Source organism: Vibrio sp. 10N.239.312.C11, from assembly GCF_041466065.1.
Taxonomy (GTDB): Bacteria; Pseudomonadota; Gammaproteobacteria; order Enterobacterales; family Vibrionaceae; genus Vibrio; species Vibrio tasmaniensis_A.
The window spans coordinates 1-15134 of sequence record NZ_JBFSRZ010000039.1 but is presented as its reverse complement, the minus strand read 5'-3'; the positions used below and the strand labels follow the sequence as shown (position 1 = coordinate 15134).

Below are 15134 nucleotides of genomic sequence, written 5' to 3'. Positions count from 1 at the left end.
TGGCTGTTCACCGAATCAATACTCAAGAGGTTCATCAATCGAACATTGTTAGACCATGACGGCTTAATGGCCGTTTTGACATAAAATTGATATTGGCAGTGCTAAGCTGCGCTAGCATCCATCCACTTTACCCAAAAGATCTTAGTCATGACATCTCCGTTCTCTAACAAATCCAAAGGCTTATTACTGCTCGTTTTAAGTTTGTCTTCTCTCGTACCGTTTTTGATCTTTGGATCTAATTTTGACCTTGGGGCTGCGGTTTCGCCTTTCCAAGGCGCCTTCATAACGTTTGTGACTTACTCGGCGGGTAATCAAGGATTCTTGGTAACGCTAGCTGTTTTGTCTTTGGTATTGCTCACGATGAAATTTTCCAAAGCTAAGCTCGTCAGCCTTTGTCTGCAGCTCGGCTTGTTGTTGGTTCTCAGCTTTGCAGCAAAAACTTTCTTAAAGCATTCTACAGAAAGCCCGCGTCCTTATTCTGAGTATTTGGTGACGCAAGAAGTCGTTGACATACCAGAGCTGTTTTACGAACTGCCATTGGTAGAAAAGAACGCAGCGATTGCATCTGTGCAAGACAAGGTGAGTGAGTGGCGAACACGTCATTGGCTAGGTGAGACTGACTATTCTTTCCCATCTGGGCACATGATTTTCGTTGGCGTGTGTCTGGCGTTCTTTGGCGGCTTGTTCCTAGAAGCGAAACGTTTTTACTTAGTCGGCGGTTTGCTAGTTTGGGCTGGTGGCGTTGCTTATAGTCGTGTTTGGCTTGGTATGCACCGCCCTGAAGACTTAGCTGCGTCTATCGCCTTTGCCGGTTTGATTTACCTATTGGTGCCACAGATTCCGACGCAAAAAATAGAACCTTTGTTGCCGATGTTTCTAAGAGATAGCAAATGAGTAATAAACTTGCCTAGAAAAGCTCTGATGGGGCTTTTGAAAGAGAGGAATAAAAAACCGCCTTCGGAGAAGGCGGCTATTTTAAACGATGACTGCTACTGAAAAACTATAGATGCTATTTGAAATTATAACCGCTACACACTACAATTTTGTTGTAACTGACTGTTTTATTTGGAATCAACGAAGTTTAAACATACCAACCATTGATGCTAGTCGTTCGTTTACTTGGGAGATATTGTTGGTTTGCACCAAAGCTTGATCTCCATTTTTGTTGAGTTCATTTACAATGTCACTCAGAGCCACCATGTTACGACTAATTTCCTGAGTTACGCTGCTTTGCTCTTCTGCGGCCGTTGCAATTTGAATGCTTAGGTCATTGATACCCGTTACTTGTGACGTTAGCTCATTTAAGCTGCTGCCCACTTTCTCGGTGTTATTAAATGTTTCGTCACAAGTCCCTTTCGTCTTATTCATAGACTCTTCAACATTCTTGTTCACTGAAAGCAAACGAGTCAGCGCTTGTTCAATCTGTTGTGTACTCGCTTGTGTTCGACTTGCTAAGGCTCTCACTTCATCCGCTACTACTGCAAACCCACGACCTTGCTCGCCCGCTCGTGCGGCTTCAATCGCTGCATTTAACGCAAGGAGATTGGTCTGTTCAGCGATTTCACCAATCACTGTCAAAATATCACTGATTCCTTTAGTTTCTTGGCTCATGCTTTCTAGGTTCGATGATGTGTTCTCTATCTCAGAAACTAGTGCATTAACCTTCATTTGTGCATCACCGACAGCATTGAGTGATTGCTCCCCGATATCGGACGCGACTTTAGTTGATTGCGCCGTTTCACCTGCATTTTGGGCAACGGCGTCAGCTGTTGAACTCATTTCTTCAATGGCAGTGACAATTTGTTCAGTTTCTTGCACGTGCTGATTCAAAATGTGGTTATTTTCATCTGATTTATGTTCAAGTTGCTGCACATTTTCTTTCAGTTCAGACGATGCTGCGTCAATCTTTAGCATCAAGTCTTGTATATGCTCGATGAATTGGTTTACACCAGATGCGATTTGCCCTAAATCATCGTGCTTCTTTACTTCGAGCCTCTGAGTTAAATCGCCATCACCATTTGATAGCCCTGTAATGGTTTCTTTCAACGCTAGGATGGGTTTGTAAAGAATATTGAGAATGAATAACGTGGCAACTACGCTGATCAATAGGTAGACAATCGTGATCATAATCGCTTGCTGTTGAGCGACTTCTAGCGCTGCGAATACGACGCTTTTGTCTAATCCAACAAGCAGGTACCACTCTTTATCACCATAGCTAACCGCATGGCTGAACATCACTTTCTCAACGCCGTTGATACTATAATTAACGATTGTGCTTTCTGAATTTTGTGCTTTTTTTGCAACGTCTTTCAAAGAAGCGTAATCCGTTAATTTAGTGCCCACCTTAACCACATTGGATGTGCTAGCCAGCACCGTCATGTCATTGGTCATCATCATCGAAATAGCACCGTTGAGGTCGATTTCAGAGACAGTGTCACTTAGAACATCGAGTGGAATGTCTGCCAATACCACACCGTTACCAACATCTTTACCAATGCTCACCATTAAGGTACCTGTTGTGGAGTCTGTATATGGGTCTGTATATACAAGGCTTCCTGAACGCTTACCTTCTTTGTACCAAGCTTTACTACGAGGGTCGTAGCTTGATGGGCTTTTGTGATTATCCCAGCCCGGGTAATCGAATGAGGCATAAGCATCACCATTGTCAAAACCTATCATTAAGTTCGCGACATCAGCACCCAATGAGCCCACGCGCATTCGCTCGGCGTGTCTATCTTGATAATTATGTTGACGATAATCAGCAGCTACTTTTGCTACTGCTTGTGTTTTAGCATCCAGGTAAGTCTCAACCTTGTTCCCTTCAATGCGAATACGGTCTTGTGTGCTCTGGTAAATATTCTCAGTCAGTGCTTCCTTATTGCTCTGATATGAAAAATAGTTGGCTGAGCCTACACTTATTGCAATTATTGCTGATACGGCGACTAAAAGAACTTGCTTAAACCCAAGTTGTTTCATTTGAAAGTCCTTAATACTGAATGTGTTCATTTTCCTGCTTAATGAATATGCAGTATATAGACGTATTATGAATAGGACTACGCTACCAATTGAACATTCAGCCTGATTTGAACAGTCTCAGCTCTGTATACAGAAAGCTTATGAAAAAATGGTTTATGCAGTAATGGTTTATTGATGGTGAATGAGAGGGAATCGTGACCGCCATATAGAGATGTTTACGATAGTGTGGTACTGACTTTAGAGCTTAAATAAGGCGCCGCATTAGGGTATTTGAGCATAATGGATAACGTCACTAGTCAGTCATATGAGCTTGCTTATCGAGATGAGTGAGCTGTCATTAAAATAGTTACAAAACGTAAGCAACCTTCAGCACTTACGTTATCTCTATACTAACCAGCTAAGCCTTGCCAAATGGCAGTAAAACCACTGATAGAACATAGCAACAAAGAGCCGATACGAATCTTTTCTTTAGGAATACTTTGCGTGGTCATTAATGCCACTTTGTAACCCAACCAAGCCGCAGGCAGTAACGGGATTGTGATGATCAAATGGTGCATGGTGAAGAAGCCAATTGGGATCTGTACCAGTAATGAAATGATGGAACTAAACACGAAAAACGCAGAAAGGTTACCACGAAGCTGATTGGCATCTTGGTGTTGAAGCAGCAGTGCCATCGGTGGACCGCCAATACCTGAACTGGTGCCAAAGAATCCAGAGAAGAATCCCGCGATACCCATCTTGGTCGGTGTCGGCTCTAACCTAAACGGAAGCAAGCTGACAATCACCGCAAACACCACCAATAAACCTAACCACAGTGATAATACGCTCGTTGAAACCATCACTAATAAAGCACCACCTGCAATCGAACCTGGAATACGGCCAAGCAGTGCGATTTTTAATCCGCCGATAGAAATGTTTGCTCGGTGTTTAAACGCATTGAATATAGAAATGAACAGGCCAACGAGACAGATAGGCGCGGGTACATAGTCGGGCGAGACTAAAAACAACAACGGGGCAGCCACAATAGCCAAGCCAAAGCCGATTGCTGTTTGTACAAACGAGCCGACAAAAATGAGTGCCATCGCGATAAGGGCGGTCTGATCTAGGTATTCCATAAGCCTGCGAATTAGTTTTAAAGGAGCGAGTGGATACTATAAATTAAAACGAAAAGAATAGTCTTATTATTCAGTGAGGTTTATGCAAGTTTCGTTAGTTATCATTTGGATAATAACGACCAACAAAAAAGCGAGTGAGCATATCAGGATATTTCCTTTCAATACTCACTCGCTTATTGGAACGACTTGTTGCTTACGCTAGTGGGGGAGTCAGCAGAAAACGTTAAGCCATTGCCAATTTCAGTCGCTCAATCGGCTTGTCATTGATAGGCAAATGGATCAGTGCTGCTGCAAATGCCAGTACCACTGTTGACCACCAGATTGGCTCGTAAGATCCGTAGTAATCGTAAATACGACCACCAACCCAAGCGCCTAAGAAGCTACCCACTTGGTGAGTAAAGAACACCAAACCGTACAACGTCGACAGGTAACGAGCACCGAAGATCTGACGAACTAAACCAGACGTTAGCGGAACCGTACCCAACCAACAGAAACCAATCGCCGCACCGAAGATTGCCGCGGTTGATTCAGTCACTGGCAGAGTCACAAACGCACCGATAACCACAGTACGTACTAAGTACAGTGCAGACATCACATGACGCTTGCTGAACTTATCGCCCATCACACCCCAGAAGTAAGATCCGAAGATGTTGAAGATAACCACATAAGCCAGTGCCATTGCTGCACTACTCGCAGGTAAGTTTTTGTCTGCTAAGTAACTTGGTAAGTGCGTCGCAATGAACATCACGTGGAAACCACACACGAAGAAGCCTGCGTGAATCAACCAATAACTTTTGTTCGAAAACGCTTCAGACAGTGCTTCTTTCAGTGTCTGGGTGTCTTCTACTTGTTTATTGGTTGCTAACTTCGGTGCTCGCATAAACAGCGCAAATGAGATCATCAAACAACAAAGCACGCCAAATACTTGCATCGCACTTTGCCAATCAAACTCGTTCAACATGTATTGCGCACCCGGAATTACCGCGAACATACCAAATGAACCTGCAGCTGTGGTTAGACCGAATGCTTTAGCTGCGTGTTCTGCAGGTACAACTTTTGCTACAGCGCCTAATACAATCACATAGCTTGTTGCACTTAACCCAAGGCCAACCAATGCGCCTAGTGAAACGTAAAGCATGCTTGATTCGGTAGACATTGAGGTAAGAAGTAAACCCAAACCGTAAGCACATGCACCTGCAATAATGATGCGTCTTGCTCCCCATTTGTCAGCGGCCATGCCCACAAAAGGCTGGAACACACCGAACAGCAGGTTTTGTAGAGCAATGGCGAAGCTGAAAAACTCACGGCCGGTGCCGAAATGCTCTGAAATTGGCATCATGAAAATGCCGAATGATTGTCTGATCCCTAGACTGATAATAAGTGTGCCGATCCCAAGCCATACCAGTAAAGGAAAACGGAAAATGCTCATTCTAATACTCTTAAATTAATGGTGGTGATGTGAGTGGTCTTGCGCTGACATGTGTTGGTCAGTCATTTTATTGTGGTGTTCGTGCCCGGAATGCTCATGCGCTGACTGCTGGTGGCATCCACTGATAACGGCATGCTGAGCCAAGAGATCGATCAATGGCTGATTGTGATGCACAATTACCAAACTAATGACAAGGAATAGCGTCATTCTGGCGAGTTGGGCAAAAAGAGATTGTGAAAACATAAGGTGTTTACATGCGCTCAATGTTGTAAGAAGTCGCGCATCATAATGACGAGTAGGGTATGTATCAAATGACCTTTTGTGATTTAGTCTATGCGTTTTATGCATAGATTTAAGCATCGCTGGAGTTGGAATGAAACGTAGCTAATAAATAGGAAAACACGAAGCTCGCTGATTATGTGGTAGAAGCGGAGAATTTAGGATGGATATTTAATTTTTTAGATATAACTGCTTGCTTTAGTGAAGTATTTTAAAGCCTGTAAAAACTAGTATACAAATTAATCACTCAGTAACACTGCGCATTTACTCGACTTATCTGTTAAACATCGTAAATTTGTACTTCAATCGTTTCAACGGGACTGAAACGCGATGTTAAAAGATTCAGGGAGAGTCATTCACATGGATAAAGATCATAACCTTCGCGAAAACTTACTGGCACTGATCTTAGGTAGCGCGCTAGTGTCACTCGGCGTTATCTTTTTCAATCAAGTCGGTTTGCTCACCGGAGGTACGGCTGGTCTAGCGATCTTCATTACCAAAGTGACAGATTTGAGCTTTGGCCAAGTGTTCTTCGCACTTAACTTACCTTTCTATATTTTGTCGGTTGCTCGTATGGGCTGGCGCTTCACCATCAATACGTTTATCGCGGTTTCGATTGTTTCGTTCGCCGTGGATCACTTGTATCACGTGATTCAAATTGCCGAAATTCATGCATTGTATGCAGCTTTACTTGGTGGTGGCTTGATTGGTACCGGCATGTTGGTGATCTTCCGTCATAAAATGAGCTTAGGTGGCTTCAACATTCTGGCGCTGTTCTTACAAGAACGTTTTGGGATTCGTGCGGGTAAGGTTCAGATGGCACTAGATTGTACGATTGTTGTGCTTTCACTGTTTATCGTTGATGTGTCGCTGGTTCTTCTGTCTGTACTGGGTGCGATAGTAACCAACTTGATTTTGGCGATGAACCATAAACCGGGACGCTATCAACCGGTCGTAAAAGCGGAAGCGGCGTAGTTCGGTACGATCAAGCACTAGGTTCGCTTAAGCACTCGATTCGCATAAACAAAGCGTGATTTTCAGATTATGAAAACAACAAAGCCAGCATCAATTGCTGGCTTTGTTCTATTCAAATAATGGGTTTGAGCTAGTTACTATAAGTACTTCTATTGGCACTTACCGCAATCAGTGTCCGACTTGAGCTCACAATCAATCACATTGCCTTGCTTATCCAGTGACAAGTTACAGCATTGTTCGAATAGGTTCTTAAGATCCCCGCGGCTTTTCTGAACACGAGACTTAACGGTTGAGTAGCTGATGTTTTGAGCCTCTGCGATCTCTTTTTGGCTTTGACCTTTGATATCGACAGCAAGCAGTAGCGATGAACTTTGTTCTGGCAGTGCCTGAATAAAAGGTTCAATACACAATGAGAGCTTCTGCTTAAATTCAGAGTCGTGGTCTAAATCGGTAAACCACAGATCTTCAGCATCAATTTGGCTATCACGTTGTTGGCGTGCATGTTTACGGTTGAAGTCGATAATGGTGTTGTTGGCTAACTGGAACAGCCAAGCCTTAACACTGCTCGCATCTTGTACCTTGTCTAAGTTCTGATAAGTCTTAATCAAGATCTCTTGAAGCAGGTCGTCTACATCGGCGGTGTTGTTGACCTTAGAATGCAAGAATGACTTTAACGCTTGCTGATACTCAGCCCAAACCTGTTCTAAGTTCAAAGATGTACTATTCAAAGGTGCCCCGTTCGAAGGTGCATCAGTTGCACTGTTCATTTACGCAACACTCGTCTTGTAAGAAATCAATCACACCTTCTAGGCACTCATACTCCGCCACGCAGAATAGAGTTCTTCCTTCTCGTCTTTGGCTGATGAGGCCTGCAGACGCTAGGCTTGAAATGTGGTGAGACAAGGTGGAACCAGGGATACCTAGCTCTTCTTGTAGGCCGCCAACTGCAATGCCTTGGTAGCCAGCTTTAACGACACTCTTATAAATAGTTAGGCGAATAGGGTGTCCCAACTCTTTAAGTGCTTTCGCTACGACTTCTAAGTTCATATTAACTCCTCAAGATTTAATTTCGATGTTAGTCGAAATGTATGTCGAATTCAAATTTAAAAACGGTGTCTGTATAAGTCATTGAAAAACCGTGTTTTCGAAAATCATTTCGATTTTTATCGAAATAAAGCTTGATCTGGAGCTGTTTATTTCTATAATTCGAGAATATTCGAAATTAAGGGTTGGTTACTTTTCTCATAGAGCCCGACCTTCAATCCAGTTTGGAGTTAATTATGAGCAATGAAATGTTAACAATGCTAAAAGACGCACTTGATATGTTCGCTTTCTTAGCAGTAGAGTTAATTATCCTTTTCTTAGCGATCAGCTACATTGTTGGGATTCTTCAAGAGTTCCTTACACCAGAAAAGATTCAATCTATCCTGAGCTCACGTAATGGTAAGGGGTATGTGGTTGCTGCACTATTGGGTGCAATTACACCTTTCTGTTCATGTTCGACCATTCCTTTCCTAAAAGGATTGCTGCGTGCAAGAGCGGGTTTCGGTCCAATGATGGTATTCCTATTCGGTAGCCCACTATTGAACCCAGTGATCATTGGTTTGTTCGTGATTACGTTCGGCTGGCAAGTCGCTGTGTTCTACTTCCTTGTAGCAATGACGGTATCTGTAGTGGCTGGTTACGCACTTGAGAAGTTAGGTTTTGAACGCTACGTCAAACCTGAAGCGTATGAATCAACAGGTTCTGCTTCAAGCTGTGGCACTAGCTGTGGTGACTCTGCTCCTAAAAAAGCAGCAACGGCTAAAGCGGAATCTTCATGTGGTACAAGTGCATGTGGTGAGCCTGCGCCAGTAATGGCGAAAGAGACATCTTGCTGCGATTCTAAAAAAGAAGAGCCACAAGTCACGGTTTCATGCTGTTCTGCGGATGGAAGCGCGACTGCTGAAATCGTAGAGAAGAAAGAACCTAGCCGTTGGATGAGAATTTGGTTCTCAACTTGGAAAGACTTCAAACAAGTTTTCCCTTACCTAATGATGGGTATTGCGATTGGTTCATTCATCTACGGCTTCATTCCTACAGACCTAATTGCACAGTACGCTGGTGAAGGTATGTGGTATGCGATTCCAGTAGCAGCCGTGATTGGTATTCCACTGTACATTCGTGCTGAAGCGGTAATCCCATTAAGTGCTGCTCTAGTTCAGAAAGGCATGGCGTTGGGTTCGGTAATGGCATTGATTATTGGTAGTGCAGGTGCAAGTTTAACGGAAGTTATCCTGCTTAAATCAATCTTCAAGAACCAAATGATTGCAGCATTCCTATTCGTTATCCTAAGCATGGCGATGGGGGCAGGCTTCCTATACAGCTTCATCTTTGGTTAATCGGGTCTGATTCCTAGATAACTCCATTGATAGCAAAATATAGATAATAAAAAAGAGCTCACTTAGTTGAGCTCTTTTTGTGTTTAGGAGGTCAAAAAGTCATGGGCATTAGGCTTAATTTTTTTGAGAACGCTATTATTCCGGAAGTGCTGCTATCGAAAATAACACTCATCAACCCCTACTTTTAGACGTGAATGTAACCGCTTTGATGCCAAGTATTAACAATATTCATGTTTCGTAGGTGTCAATTAATTGGTGAGCTTATTTAACCTTTTTTGGCTGATTATTGGACGGTTTTCATATCGATATCTAGTATTTATGTAAGGGTGAATAATGAAATAGCATCGTTCAAAATTAACGTTTGTTTAGCTTTAATTCAACGATGACAACGTCAAAAGACTTGGAGTTAATGAATGAAAGATAAGTTGAAAATTTACTGCCTTGGAACCCCTACACTTGAAACCAGAGAATCATTTGAGCTCGTGCCAGTCAGTGACATTAATCAACTCCCTGAATTATTGGGCGGCGTCATAGTTCTAAATGGCGATCTTAGTTCGCAAGACGACGTGATGAGCCAACTCCACCGTAGCAGGAAATTTTGGTCTTGGAAGATTTATATTTTAGAAGATAGTGCATTATCAGAGTGTTTATCAGACGGTACTTTAAATCCAGAAAGTGTTGAAGAAGAGGTGATTCAACACCGCAGAACGTTAGAAAGTATTATCGACACATCGGATACATTAGACCCTCTTGTTGGGTGGTTAGGCTTGGATCAAAGACGTCGATTATCACCTCACAAATATTTGTCTCATAAATCGATATATTCCTATCCGTTAGTGGAGCTTTACTATCCGGAGTTAAGTTCAACTTATCGTTTTGTATTATCAGAGACTAAGCGAGACACTTTTGAAATTGAGGATTTAATCGATCGAGTAAGAGTGTGTCATGAATGTGCCAGTGCCCACTTAAACTACATCGAAGCGTGTCCTTCTTGCAAAGACATTGATATTACTGAGCGTACCTCTCTCCATTGTTTCACGTGTGGCCATGTTGCTGAACAAGGGCTTTTCAAACGCAATCAAAAATTAGAATGCCCGAAATGTTTGACTCAGCTGCGACATATTGGAGTGGATTATGATCGCCCTTTAGAAACTCATACATGTAACTCATGCTCTCACTCTTTTTCTGAGGCGGAGACATTAGCTTCTTGTTTCGAGTGTGGTACAAAAAACGATATTTCAAAGTTGGTTGTTAGGAAGATTTATTCGCTGAAACTTGGAGTTCAGGGAGAGTATATATTCCGTCATGGAGTGAAGCTATCGGCGCCTGAACTGACCTTAAGCGGGAAAGTAGACGGCGGGTATTTTTCTAATCTTCTTAGCTGGGTTAATAGGATTGCACTTCGCCACGAAGAAGAGCACTTATTATTGGGGTTACACCTGCCTGATTTAGCGCAGTATGTGTCTAAAAATGGAGACGCAAAAATGTTTGCTTTGATCGAGCAAATTACAGAGCGTTTAAACGGATTGTTTAGAGATTCTGATATTTGTTGTCAGTTTAAAAACGATGTTCTTCTTGTATTTATGCCTAAAGCTAAGATGGAACATATAGAAGTATTACGCGGGAAAATAGAAGCACTTTGTTCTTTAATCGAAGATGACGATTTCACGCTGAATGTCTTTGCATGGGGTATACCCGATCCAACAATGAAAGAAGATGTTGGTTATTGGTTAGAAAGTAAAGTCAGTGAAATCTATGCTGTCAGTTAGCCTTGATCTCCAACAGTACTTCTGGGGGATGCTTTTAGAGAACTCTGAGCTTTGGCTAATGCTTTTCCCCATGATGATTATGGTGGAGCTCCCACTCTTTCTGCTTGTGTTAAGTGGAATCTTTCGCTGGTCTTATTCGGCCAGTGACATAGAGATAAAAGAATACCCAAGCATCTCGTTTGTAATTACTTGTTATGGAGAAGGAGATGCAATTGAGATAACGATCGACACGCTTGTTGAACAGCTTTATCCCGGAAAGATTGAGATTTTAGCCGTAGTCGATGGAGCAACTCAAAATGAAGATACCTACTTAGCTGCAATGCGAGGGGAGCAAAGACATAAAACGGTAAGAAACAGAGATGTTCGTGTCATTCCTAAGTGGCAAAGAGGAGGTCGCGTATCAACGTTAAATGCTGGTTTAGATAACGCCACTGGTGATTTTGTTATTAATGTTGATGGTGATACTTCTTTTGACAACGACATGGCGTTACAAATGATGAAGCAATTTACTGATAAGAATGTGATTGCTTCTGGAGGTGCTTTACGCGTTAGAAACTGGCAAGAAAATTTGCTTACGCGAATGCAGTCTCTTGAATATATGTTATCAATGCAAGCTGGTAAGACGGGGCTATCCAACTGGGGTGTTCTCAATAATATATCAGGAGCATTTGGTGCCTTTCGAAAGAACACTCTGAAGCAAGTTGGAGGGTGGGATACCCATACTGCTGAAGATCTCGACTTAACGATGAGGCTCAAACAGTACAAGAAAAGACATCCAAACAATAAACTCGCTTTTACACCTAAAGCTGTGGGCCATACTGATGTACCCGATACACTGAAAGGGTTGGTACAACAAAGGCTAAGATGGGATGGAGACTTATTATTTCTGTTTTTAAGGAAACACAATGAAGGTCTAACCCCTAGATTACTCGGTTGGGGAAACTTTATATTTACTTTAGTTTATGGCGTTCTACAAAACGTATTGCTGCCCATTCTAGTTTCGCTATTCATGTTTTACATATTTTGGGCTTACCCCTTCGATTTTGTTGCTGCACTTCTGATCCTTATCTATTGCGTCTATTTGTCGACAGTGTTGTTGTTTTTTACTGTCTATATTGGGTTGGTTTCCGAAAGAGCGAAAGAAGATCTTAAGATGGCAAAATGGCTAATCTTGTATCCGTTTTATCAGTTCTTTATGCGGTTGATTACGGCGTTCTCTATGGTGAATGAGTTATTTAGAAGAAGTCATGAAGAATCCAGTATGGCTCCTTGGTGGGTATTGAAAAAAGGCAAAAGGTTTTAACAATGAAAGTGAAATTTCATCTTGATAAAAAGAATAACCCTCAATCGGATGAAGGTATCAAAGTTGCTTACGGACAAGCGAAAAGAGGAGGCTACCGCTTTCGTTGGTATTTAATCTTAAGCTTAGTGGTTAGCCCTCTATTATTCGTTGCGTATTTTTTCTTAAAGACAAATTTTTTGGTTATTGCTCCGGCAATCATTACCTCGCATCCTGTAACCTTAACCTCTAAAGTTGCAGGAGTAGTCGGCCCAATTCCAGTAGACGATGGAAGTCAAATCCTAAAATCAGAGACAGCGATTCAGTTGACTAATATGGAAGTGGAAGCGCAAATCGAATTTCTTCATGCTGAGTTATTAGATTTAGAAATCAGGTCTCCTGATGATATTGGCTTACTGCACTTGAAAGGCATTGAAGAAACGCGCAGTAATTTAAATACGGTACAGCAAATTCAAACGCGATATGAAGAATATAGGAAAAAAGGTCAGGTATCCGATGTGGACTACGCAAGTATAGTGGGAATGAGTAACTCACTTAATAATCAGCTTAATGGACAAAAACTTGATTATCAAAATGCGAAATTAGCTGAACAAGAAAGAGAATTAGCGGGTCCGGTTAGTCAGGCTCGACGTGCTTTAAGGAAAGATCTAGCACTTAAACGTGTTGTTGAACAAGGATTGGCGATTAAGTCTCCCTATGAAGGTCGCGTTGTCGATATCCATGTCGTTGAAGGACAGAGAGTGTTCGAAGGTGACGAGCTTGTAACGATAGCGAAGAATACCATCCCGCAAGTGGTCGCGTATTTAGACCCTAAATATTTAGAGAATGCGATAATAGGAGCTCATACCAAGGTAAGGTTTCCTAATGGTAGTACTTTTGAGGCTGAGATTGCAGATTCGGTAGAAATCGTCAGTAAGTTGCCGACTCAATTAGCAAGCCCTTTTGAAGGGCAGCCAGCATATCTCAAAGTAGCATTGAACTTTACGGCTGATTTGCCTAGAGAATATTGGATTGAAGGGATGACCGTCGAAGTGCGTTTTTAATTAGCACGCTAACTTGACCATAAATGGAGCGTATATCGCTCCATTTATGGTTTTAGGGCTAGCTATTTTTATAGCGAACTGTTGTTTTAGAGTGACCTCTGCTTTAGAGAGAACTATCGTAGAGAGAGCTGTGGATATCAAAAACCACGTACATCCAGTTCATTGTTGATCAATACAACACACTGAGAAGCAAACAACATGTTTGGACCTAAGCTGATTTTCTCTGTCCCTAAACGCTTCAAGCTGTTGTAGCTTTTCTTCGGCATAGGGATGTGATCAGTAAGAAGGAAACATGGGTTTTCAGCAATCTCTGCATCACGGATAAAGTCACCCTTCTTATCCATCATGTACAGCTGGTGGTCTTCGGCCAGTTCTTTGACCAACTTTTCAAAGCTCATAGTGCGAACAGTGATGCCCGGTTCTACCTGACGTGTCTGTTCTTTTGTCATGCCTTGAGAAGCGTCAACCGCTCTTACTACCGCAGATAACAGTGCAGATTCATGAAAGCCACCAATGTTGGTGATTTCATTTGAATCGAATGTAATGGTACGAGAAAAGTCTTTAGTACTCTCTAGCACAAGGTGCACGGTGACATTCTCACGGTGAGATTGAGCAACGAAGATCGTGTTCATCAGAGTATGAGCCAGAATCTCAGTATGAGCGTCTTGCCCAACACCTTCTAAGATAAGTTTGCTCTCTGTAGGGGCTGCGCGAGCGCGTAATACAAATGAACGCATGGAATGTACCTTGTCAGTATGTGATAAAGCGAAACGGACTTTATCAACATGAATTGATGAATAACCAAAATTGTGGCGGTATGTAACTCTTTTCTATTAATGAAGTCAAATGGAGTTGCACTTAGCACCGACCCGCGAACTTTGAGTATTAAATAGAGAGTGACCACATTACAAGACGGTAAGGGTTGAAGCGACCCAATGTTTACGTAGATAGTATGCGCAAATTATTAGGTGGCTTGCAGAAGGAAGTAGTCGATGAAGTTACAGAAGATTAATAAAGAAGAATATAGAAAGAAGATGAACCTACTGTTGGTTTCATTGGTTGGGTCACTCGCCTTGTTTGCCATTGTATTCGGTAGCGTTCTGATTGAACTTTTTGGTTCAGCTGGCTCCGTTACTGGGGAATCGACGGGTAATTTCCATTTGAATGTACTCGGGGTGATTTTATCAGTCGCCTTGAATGCGTTTATTGCGAGCCGTGTGAAAGGGCATGATTACTTTAAAGAAGCGCTTTATGTGTGGAACCTGAAACAAATTCACAATCAAATCTATCGTAAGCTTAAGCGTATTCAACCAAAAGCTGAGCAAGGCGATCGAGAAGCATTAACTATCCTTTACTTCTATTACACTACGCAAAAACAGGTATACGACCTAGATAACAATACATTGACGATAAAAACGGTTCAGAAATCTCTAGATAACATAGTGGAGCTGAGTGAAAAGTGGAGTATAGAACTGGATATAGAGACATTCTCGAAAGATCTAGTCGCGAAATTCTAAGTTATATGCTCTTGATTGTATGAGCTTTGGCCTATGAAAGAGGGTTTTGACGTAAAAGTAGACGCTTAAGCAATTTTTTTGAATTTTTATCAAAAAAGGGGTTGCCATGTTTTCGATGATCTCTATAATGCCGCCTCACTGACACGGCAGTCGCTACAAGGCTTCAGCGGTAATCAGTAAGACGGAAAGTTCGAAAGGAATTAATTTTAAAAAGTGTTTGACACTTAAAATTAAATCGCTAGAATTCACGTCCGCTTTCAAGGGTTTCTTTGTAAAAAGAAAGTTTCGACAAGCAAAGCTCTTTAACAATTTAAACCTATCAATCTGTGTGGGCACTCGTTGATGAATAT

General features: G+C 42.1%; 15 protein-coding genes. 7 read left to right on the top strand and 8 right to left on the bottom strand.

Translation table 11 applies throughout. From position 1 onward, the window contains the following. Positions 1-147 precede the first annotated feature (147 nt). On the top strand, positions 148-894 hold the full coding sequence (locus AB6D07_RS16030; protein ID WP_017103544.1) for a phosphatase PAP2 family protein: 747 nt from the start codon (positions 148-150) through the stop codon (positions 892-894). Between the two features lie 177 nt (positions 895-1071). Here AB6D07_RS16030 and AB6D07_RS16025 read toward each other — a convergent pair whose 3' ends face one another. The 4 genes from AB6D07_RS16025 to AB6D07_RS16010 all read right to left on the bottom strand — a co-directional run bounded on the left by AB6D07_RS16025 (position 1072) and on the right by AB6D07_RS16010 (position 5763). After that, positions 1072-2976 carry a methyl-accepting chemotaxis protein gene (locus AB6D07_RS16025; RefSeq protein ID WP_017097979.1) on the bottom strand — a complete coding sequence of 635 codons (1905 nt, stop codon included), beginning with the start codon at positions 2974-2976 and terminating at the stop codon, positions 1072-1074. Between the two features lie 389 nt (positions 2977-3365). Continuing rightward, positions 3366-4091 carry a sulfite exporter TauE/SafE family protein gene (locus tag AB6D07_RS16020; protein ID WP_017103545.1) on the bottom strand — a complete coding sequence of 242 codons (726 nt, stop codon included), beginning with the start codon at positions 4089-4091 and terminating at the stop codon, positions 3366-3368. 223 nt (positions 4092-4314) lie between these two features. Next, positions 4315-5520, bottom strand: coding sequence for an MFS transporter (locus AB6D07_RS16015; RefSeq protein ID WP_017103546.1), 1206 nt, complete (start codon positions 5518-5520; stop codon positions 4315-4317). 15 nt (positions 5521-5535) lie between these two features. Then, complete coding sequence (locus AB6D07_RS16010; protein WP_081324598.1) at positions 5536-5763, bottom strand: hypothetical protein; 228 nt, start codon at positions 5761-5763, stop codon at positions 5536-5538. 396 nt (positions 5764-6159) lie between these two features. On the opposite strand from AB6D07_RS16010, the gene AB6D07_RS16005 reads away from it, so the two are divergent. Then, positions 6160-6774 (top strand): YitT family protein, encoded by a 615-nt coding sequence (locus AB6D07_RS16005; RefSeq protein WP_017065874.1) that lies wholly within the window; start codon positions 6160-6162, stop codon positions 6772-6774. A gap of 149 nt (positions 6775-6923) precedes the next feature. On the opposite strand, the gene sigZ is transcribed toward AB6D07_RS16005, so the two are convergent. Both sigZ and AB6D07_RS15995 read right to left on the bottom strand, forming a co-directional pair. Further along, positions 6924-7541 (bottom strand): RNA polymerase sigma factor SigZ, encoded by a 618-nt coding sequence (sigZ, locus tag AB6D07_RS16000; protein ID WP_372091679.1) that lies wholly within the window; start codon positions 7539-7541, stop codon positions 6924-6926. Continuing rightward, a complete protein-coding gene (locus tag AB6D07_RS15995) occupies positions 7525-7821 on the bottom strand; it encodes a helix-turn-helix transcriptional regulator (protein WP_004733042.1) in 297 nt (98 codons plus the stop codon). Before AB6D07_RS15995 ends, sigZ begins: the two co-directional genes overlap by 17 nt. 233 nt (positions 7822-8054) lie before the next feature. Between AB6D07_RS15995 and AB6D07_RS15990 the strand changes: the two genes are divergently transcribed. From AB6D07_RS15990 to AB6D07_RS15975, 4 genes are all read left to right on the top strand, one after another. Next, positions 8055-9155: a permease gene (locus AB6D07_RS15990; RefSeq protein ID WP_029223011.1), complete on the top strand. Its 1101-nt coding sequence runs from the start codon at positions 8055-8057 to the stop codon at positions 9153-9155. 413 nt (positions 9156-9568) lie between these two features. Beyond that, positions 9569-10924: a hypothetical protein gene (locus AB6D07_RS15985; RefSeq protein ID WP_017101654.1), complete on the top strand. Its 1356-nt coding sequence runs from the start codon at positions 9569-9571 to the stop codon at positions 10922-10924. Then, a complete protein-coding gene (locus AB6D07_RS15980; RefSeq protein ID WP_029223012.1) occupies positions 10911-12227 on the top strand; it encodes a glycosyltransferase in 1317 nt (438 codons plus the stop codon). The genes AB6D07_RS15985 and AB6D07_RS15980 overlap by 14 nt, the downstream gene beginning before the upstream one ends. Next, the gene (locus AB6D07_RS15975; RefSeq protein WP_017103549.1) at positions 12194-13267 is read left to right on the top strand and encodes an HlyD family secretion protein; all 1074 of its coding nucleotides are present in this window, start codon (positions 12194-12196) and stop codon (positions 13265-13267) included. Before AB6D07_RS15980 ends, AB6D07_RS15975 begins: the two co-directional genes overlap by 34 nt. A 137-nt stretch (positions 13268-13404) precedes the next feature. Here the strand turns inward: AB6D07_RS15975 and trmY are convergent, their stop codons facing one another. Further along, positions 13405-14004 (bottom strand): tRNA (pseudouridine(54)-N(1))-methyltransferase TrmY, encoded by a 600-nt coding sequence (trmY, locus tag AB6D07_RS15970; RefSeq protein WP_017097973.1) that lies wholly within the window; start codon positions 14002-14004, stop codon positions 13405-13407. Between the two features lie 255 nt (positions 14005-14259). Here trmY and AB6D07_RS15965 point away from each other — a divergent pair, with 255 nt between their 5' ends. Then, a complete protein-coding gene (locus tag AB6D07_RS15965) occupies positions 14260-14784 on the top strand; it encodes a DUF3087 family protein (protein WP_017103550.1) in 525 nt (174 codons plus the stop codon). A 153-nt stretch (positions 14785-14937) separates the two neighbouring features. On the opposite strand, the gene AB6D07_RS15960 is transcribed toward AB6D07_RS15965, so the two are convergent. Next, on the bottom strand, positions 14938-15134 hold a 197-nt coding region (locus tag AB6D07_RS15960; RefSeq protein WP_371694364.1), incomplete at its 5' end, for a hypothetical protein.

Coding starts and splice junctions, on each gene's coding strand:
- AB6D07_RS16030 (WP_017103544.1), top strand. CDS start 148: ATGACATCTCCGTTCTCTAACAAATCCAAAGGCTTATTACTGCTCGTT.
- AB6D07_RS16025 (WP_017097979.1), bottom strand. CDS start 2,976: ATGAAACAACTTGGGTTTAAGCAAGTTCTTTTAGTCGCCGTATCAGCA.
- AB6D07_RS16020 (WP_017103545.1), bottom strand. CDS start 4,091: ATGGAATACCTAGATCAGACCGCCCTTATCGCGATGGCACTCATTTTT.
- AB6D07_RS16015 (WP_017103546.1), bottom strand. CDS start 5,520: ATGAGCATTTTCCGTTTTCCTTTACTGGTATGGCTTGGGATCGGCACA.
- AB6D07_RS16010 (WP_081324598.1), bottom strand. CDS start 5,763: ATGTTTTCACAATCTCTTTTTGCCCAACTCGCCAGAATGACGCTATTC.
- AB6D07_RS16005 (WP_017065874.1), top strand. CDS start 6,160: ATGGATAAAGATCATAACCTTCGCGAAAACTTACTGGCACTGATCTTA.
- sigZ (WP_372091679.1), bottom strand. CDS start 7,541: ATGAACAGTGCAACTGATGCACCTTCGAACGGGGCACCTTTGAATAGT.
- AB6D07_RS15995 (WP_004733042.1), bottom strand. CDS start 7,821: ATGAACTTAGAAGTCGTAGCGAAAGCACTTAAAGAGTTGGGACACCCT.
- AB6D07_RS15990 (WP_029223011.1), top strand. CDS start 8,055: ATGAGCAATGAAATGTTAACAATGCTAAAAGACGCACTTGATATGTTC.
- AB6D07_RS15985 (WP_017101654.1), top strand. CDS start 9,569: ATGAAAGATAAGTTGAAAATTTACTGCCTTGGAACCCCTACACTTGAA.
- AB6D07_RS15980 (WP_029223012.1), top strand. CDS start 10,911: ATGCTGTCAGTTAGCCTTGATCTCCAACAGTACTTCTGGGGGATGCTT.
- trmY (WP_017097973.1), bottom strand. CDS start 14,004: ATGCGTTCATTTGTATTACGCGCTCGCGCAGCCCCTACAGAGAGCAAA.
- AB6D07_RS15965 (WP_017103550.1), top strand. CDS start 14,260: ATGAAGTTACAGAAGATTAATAAAGAAGAATATAGAAAGAAGATGAAC.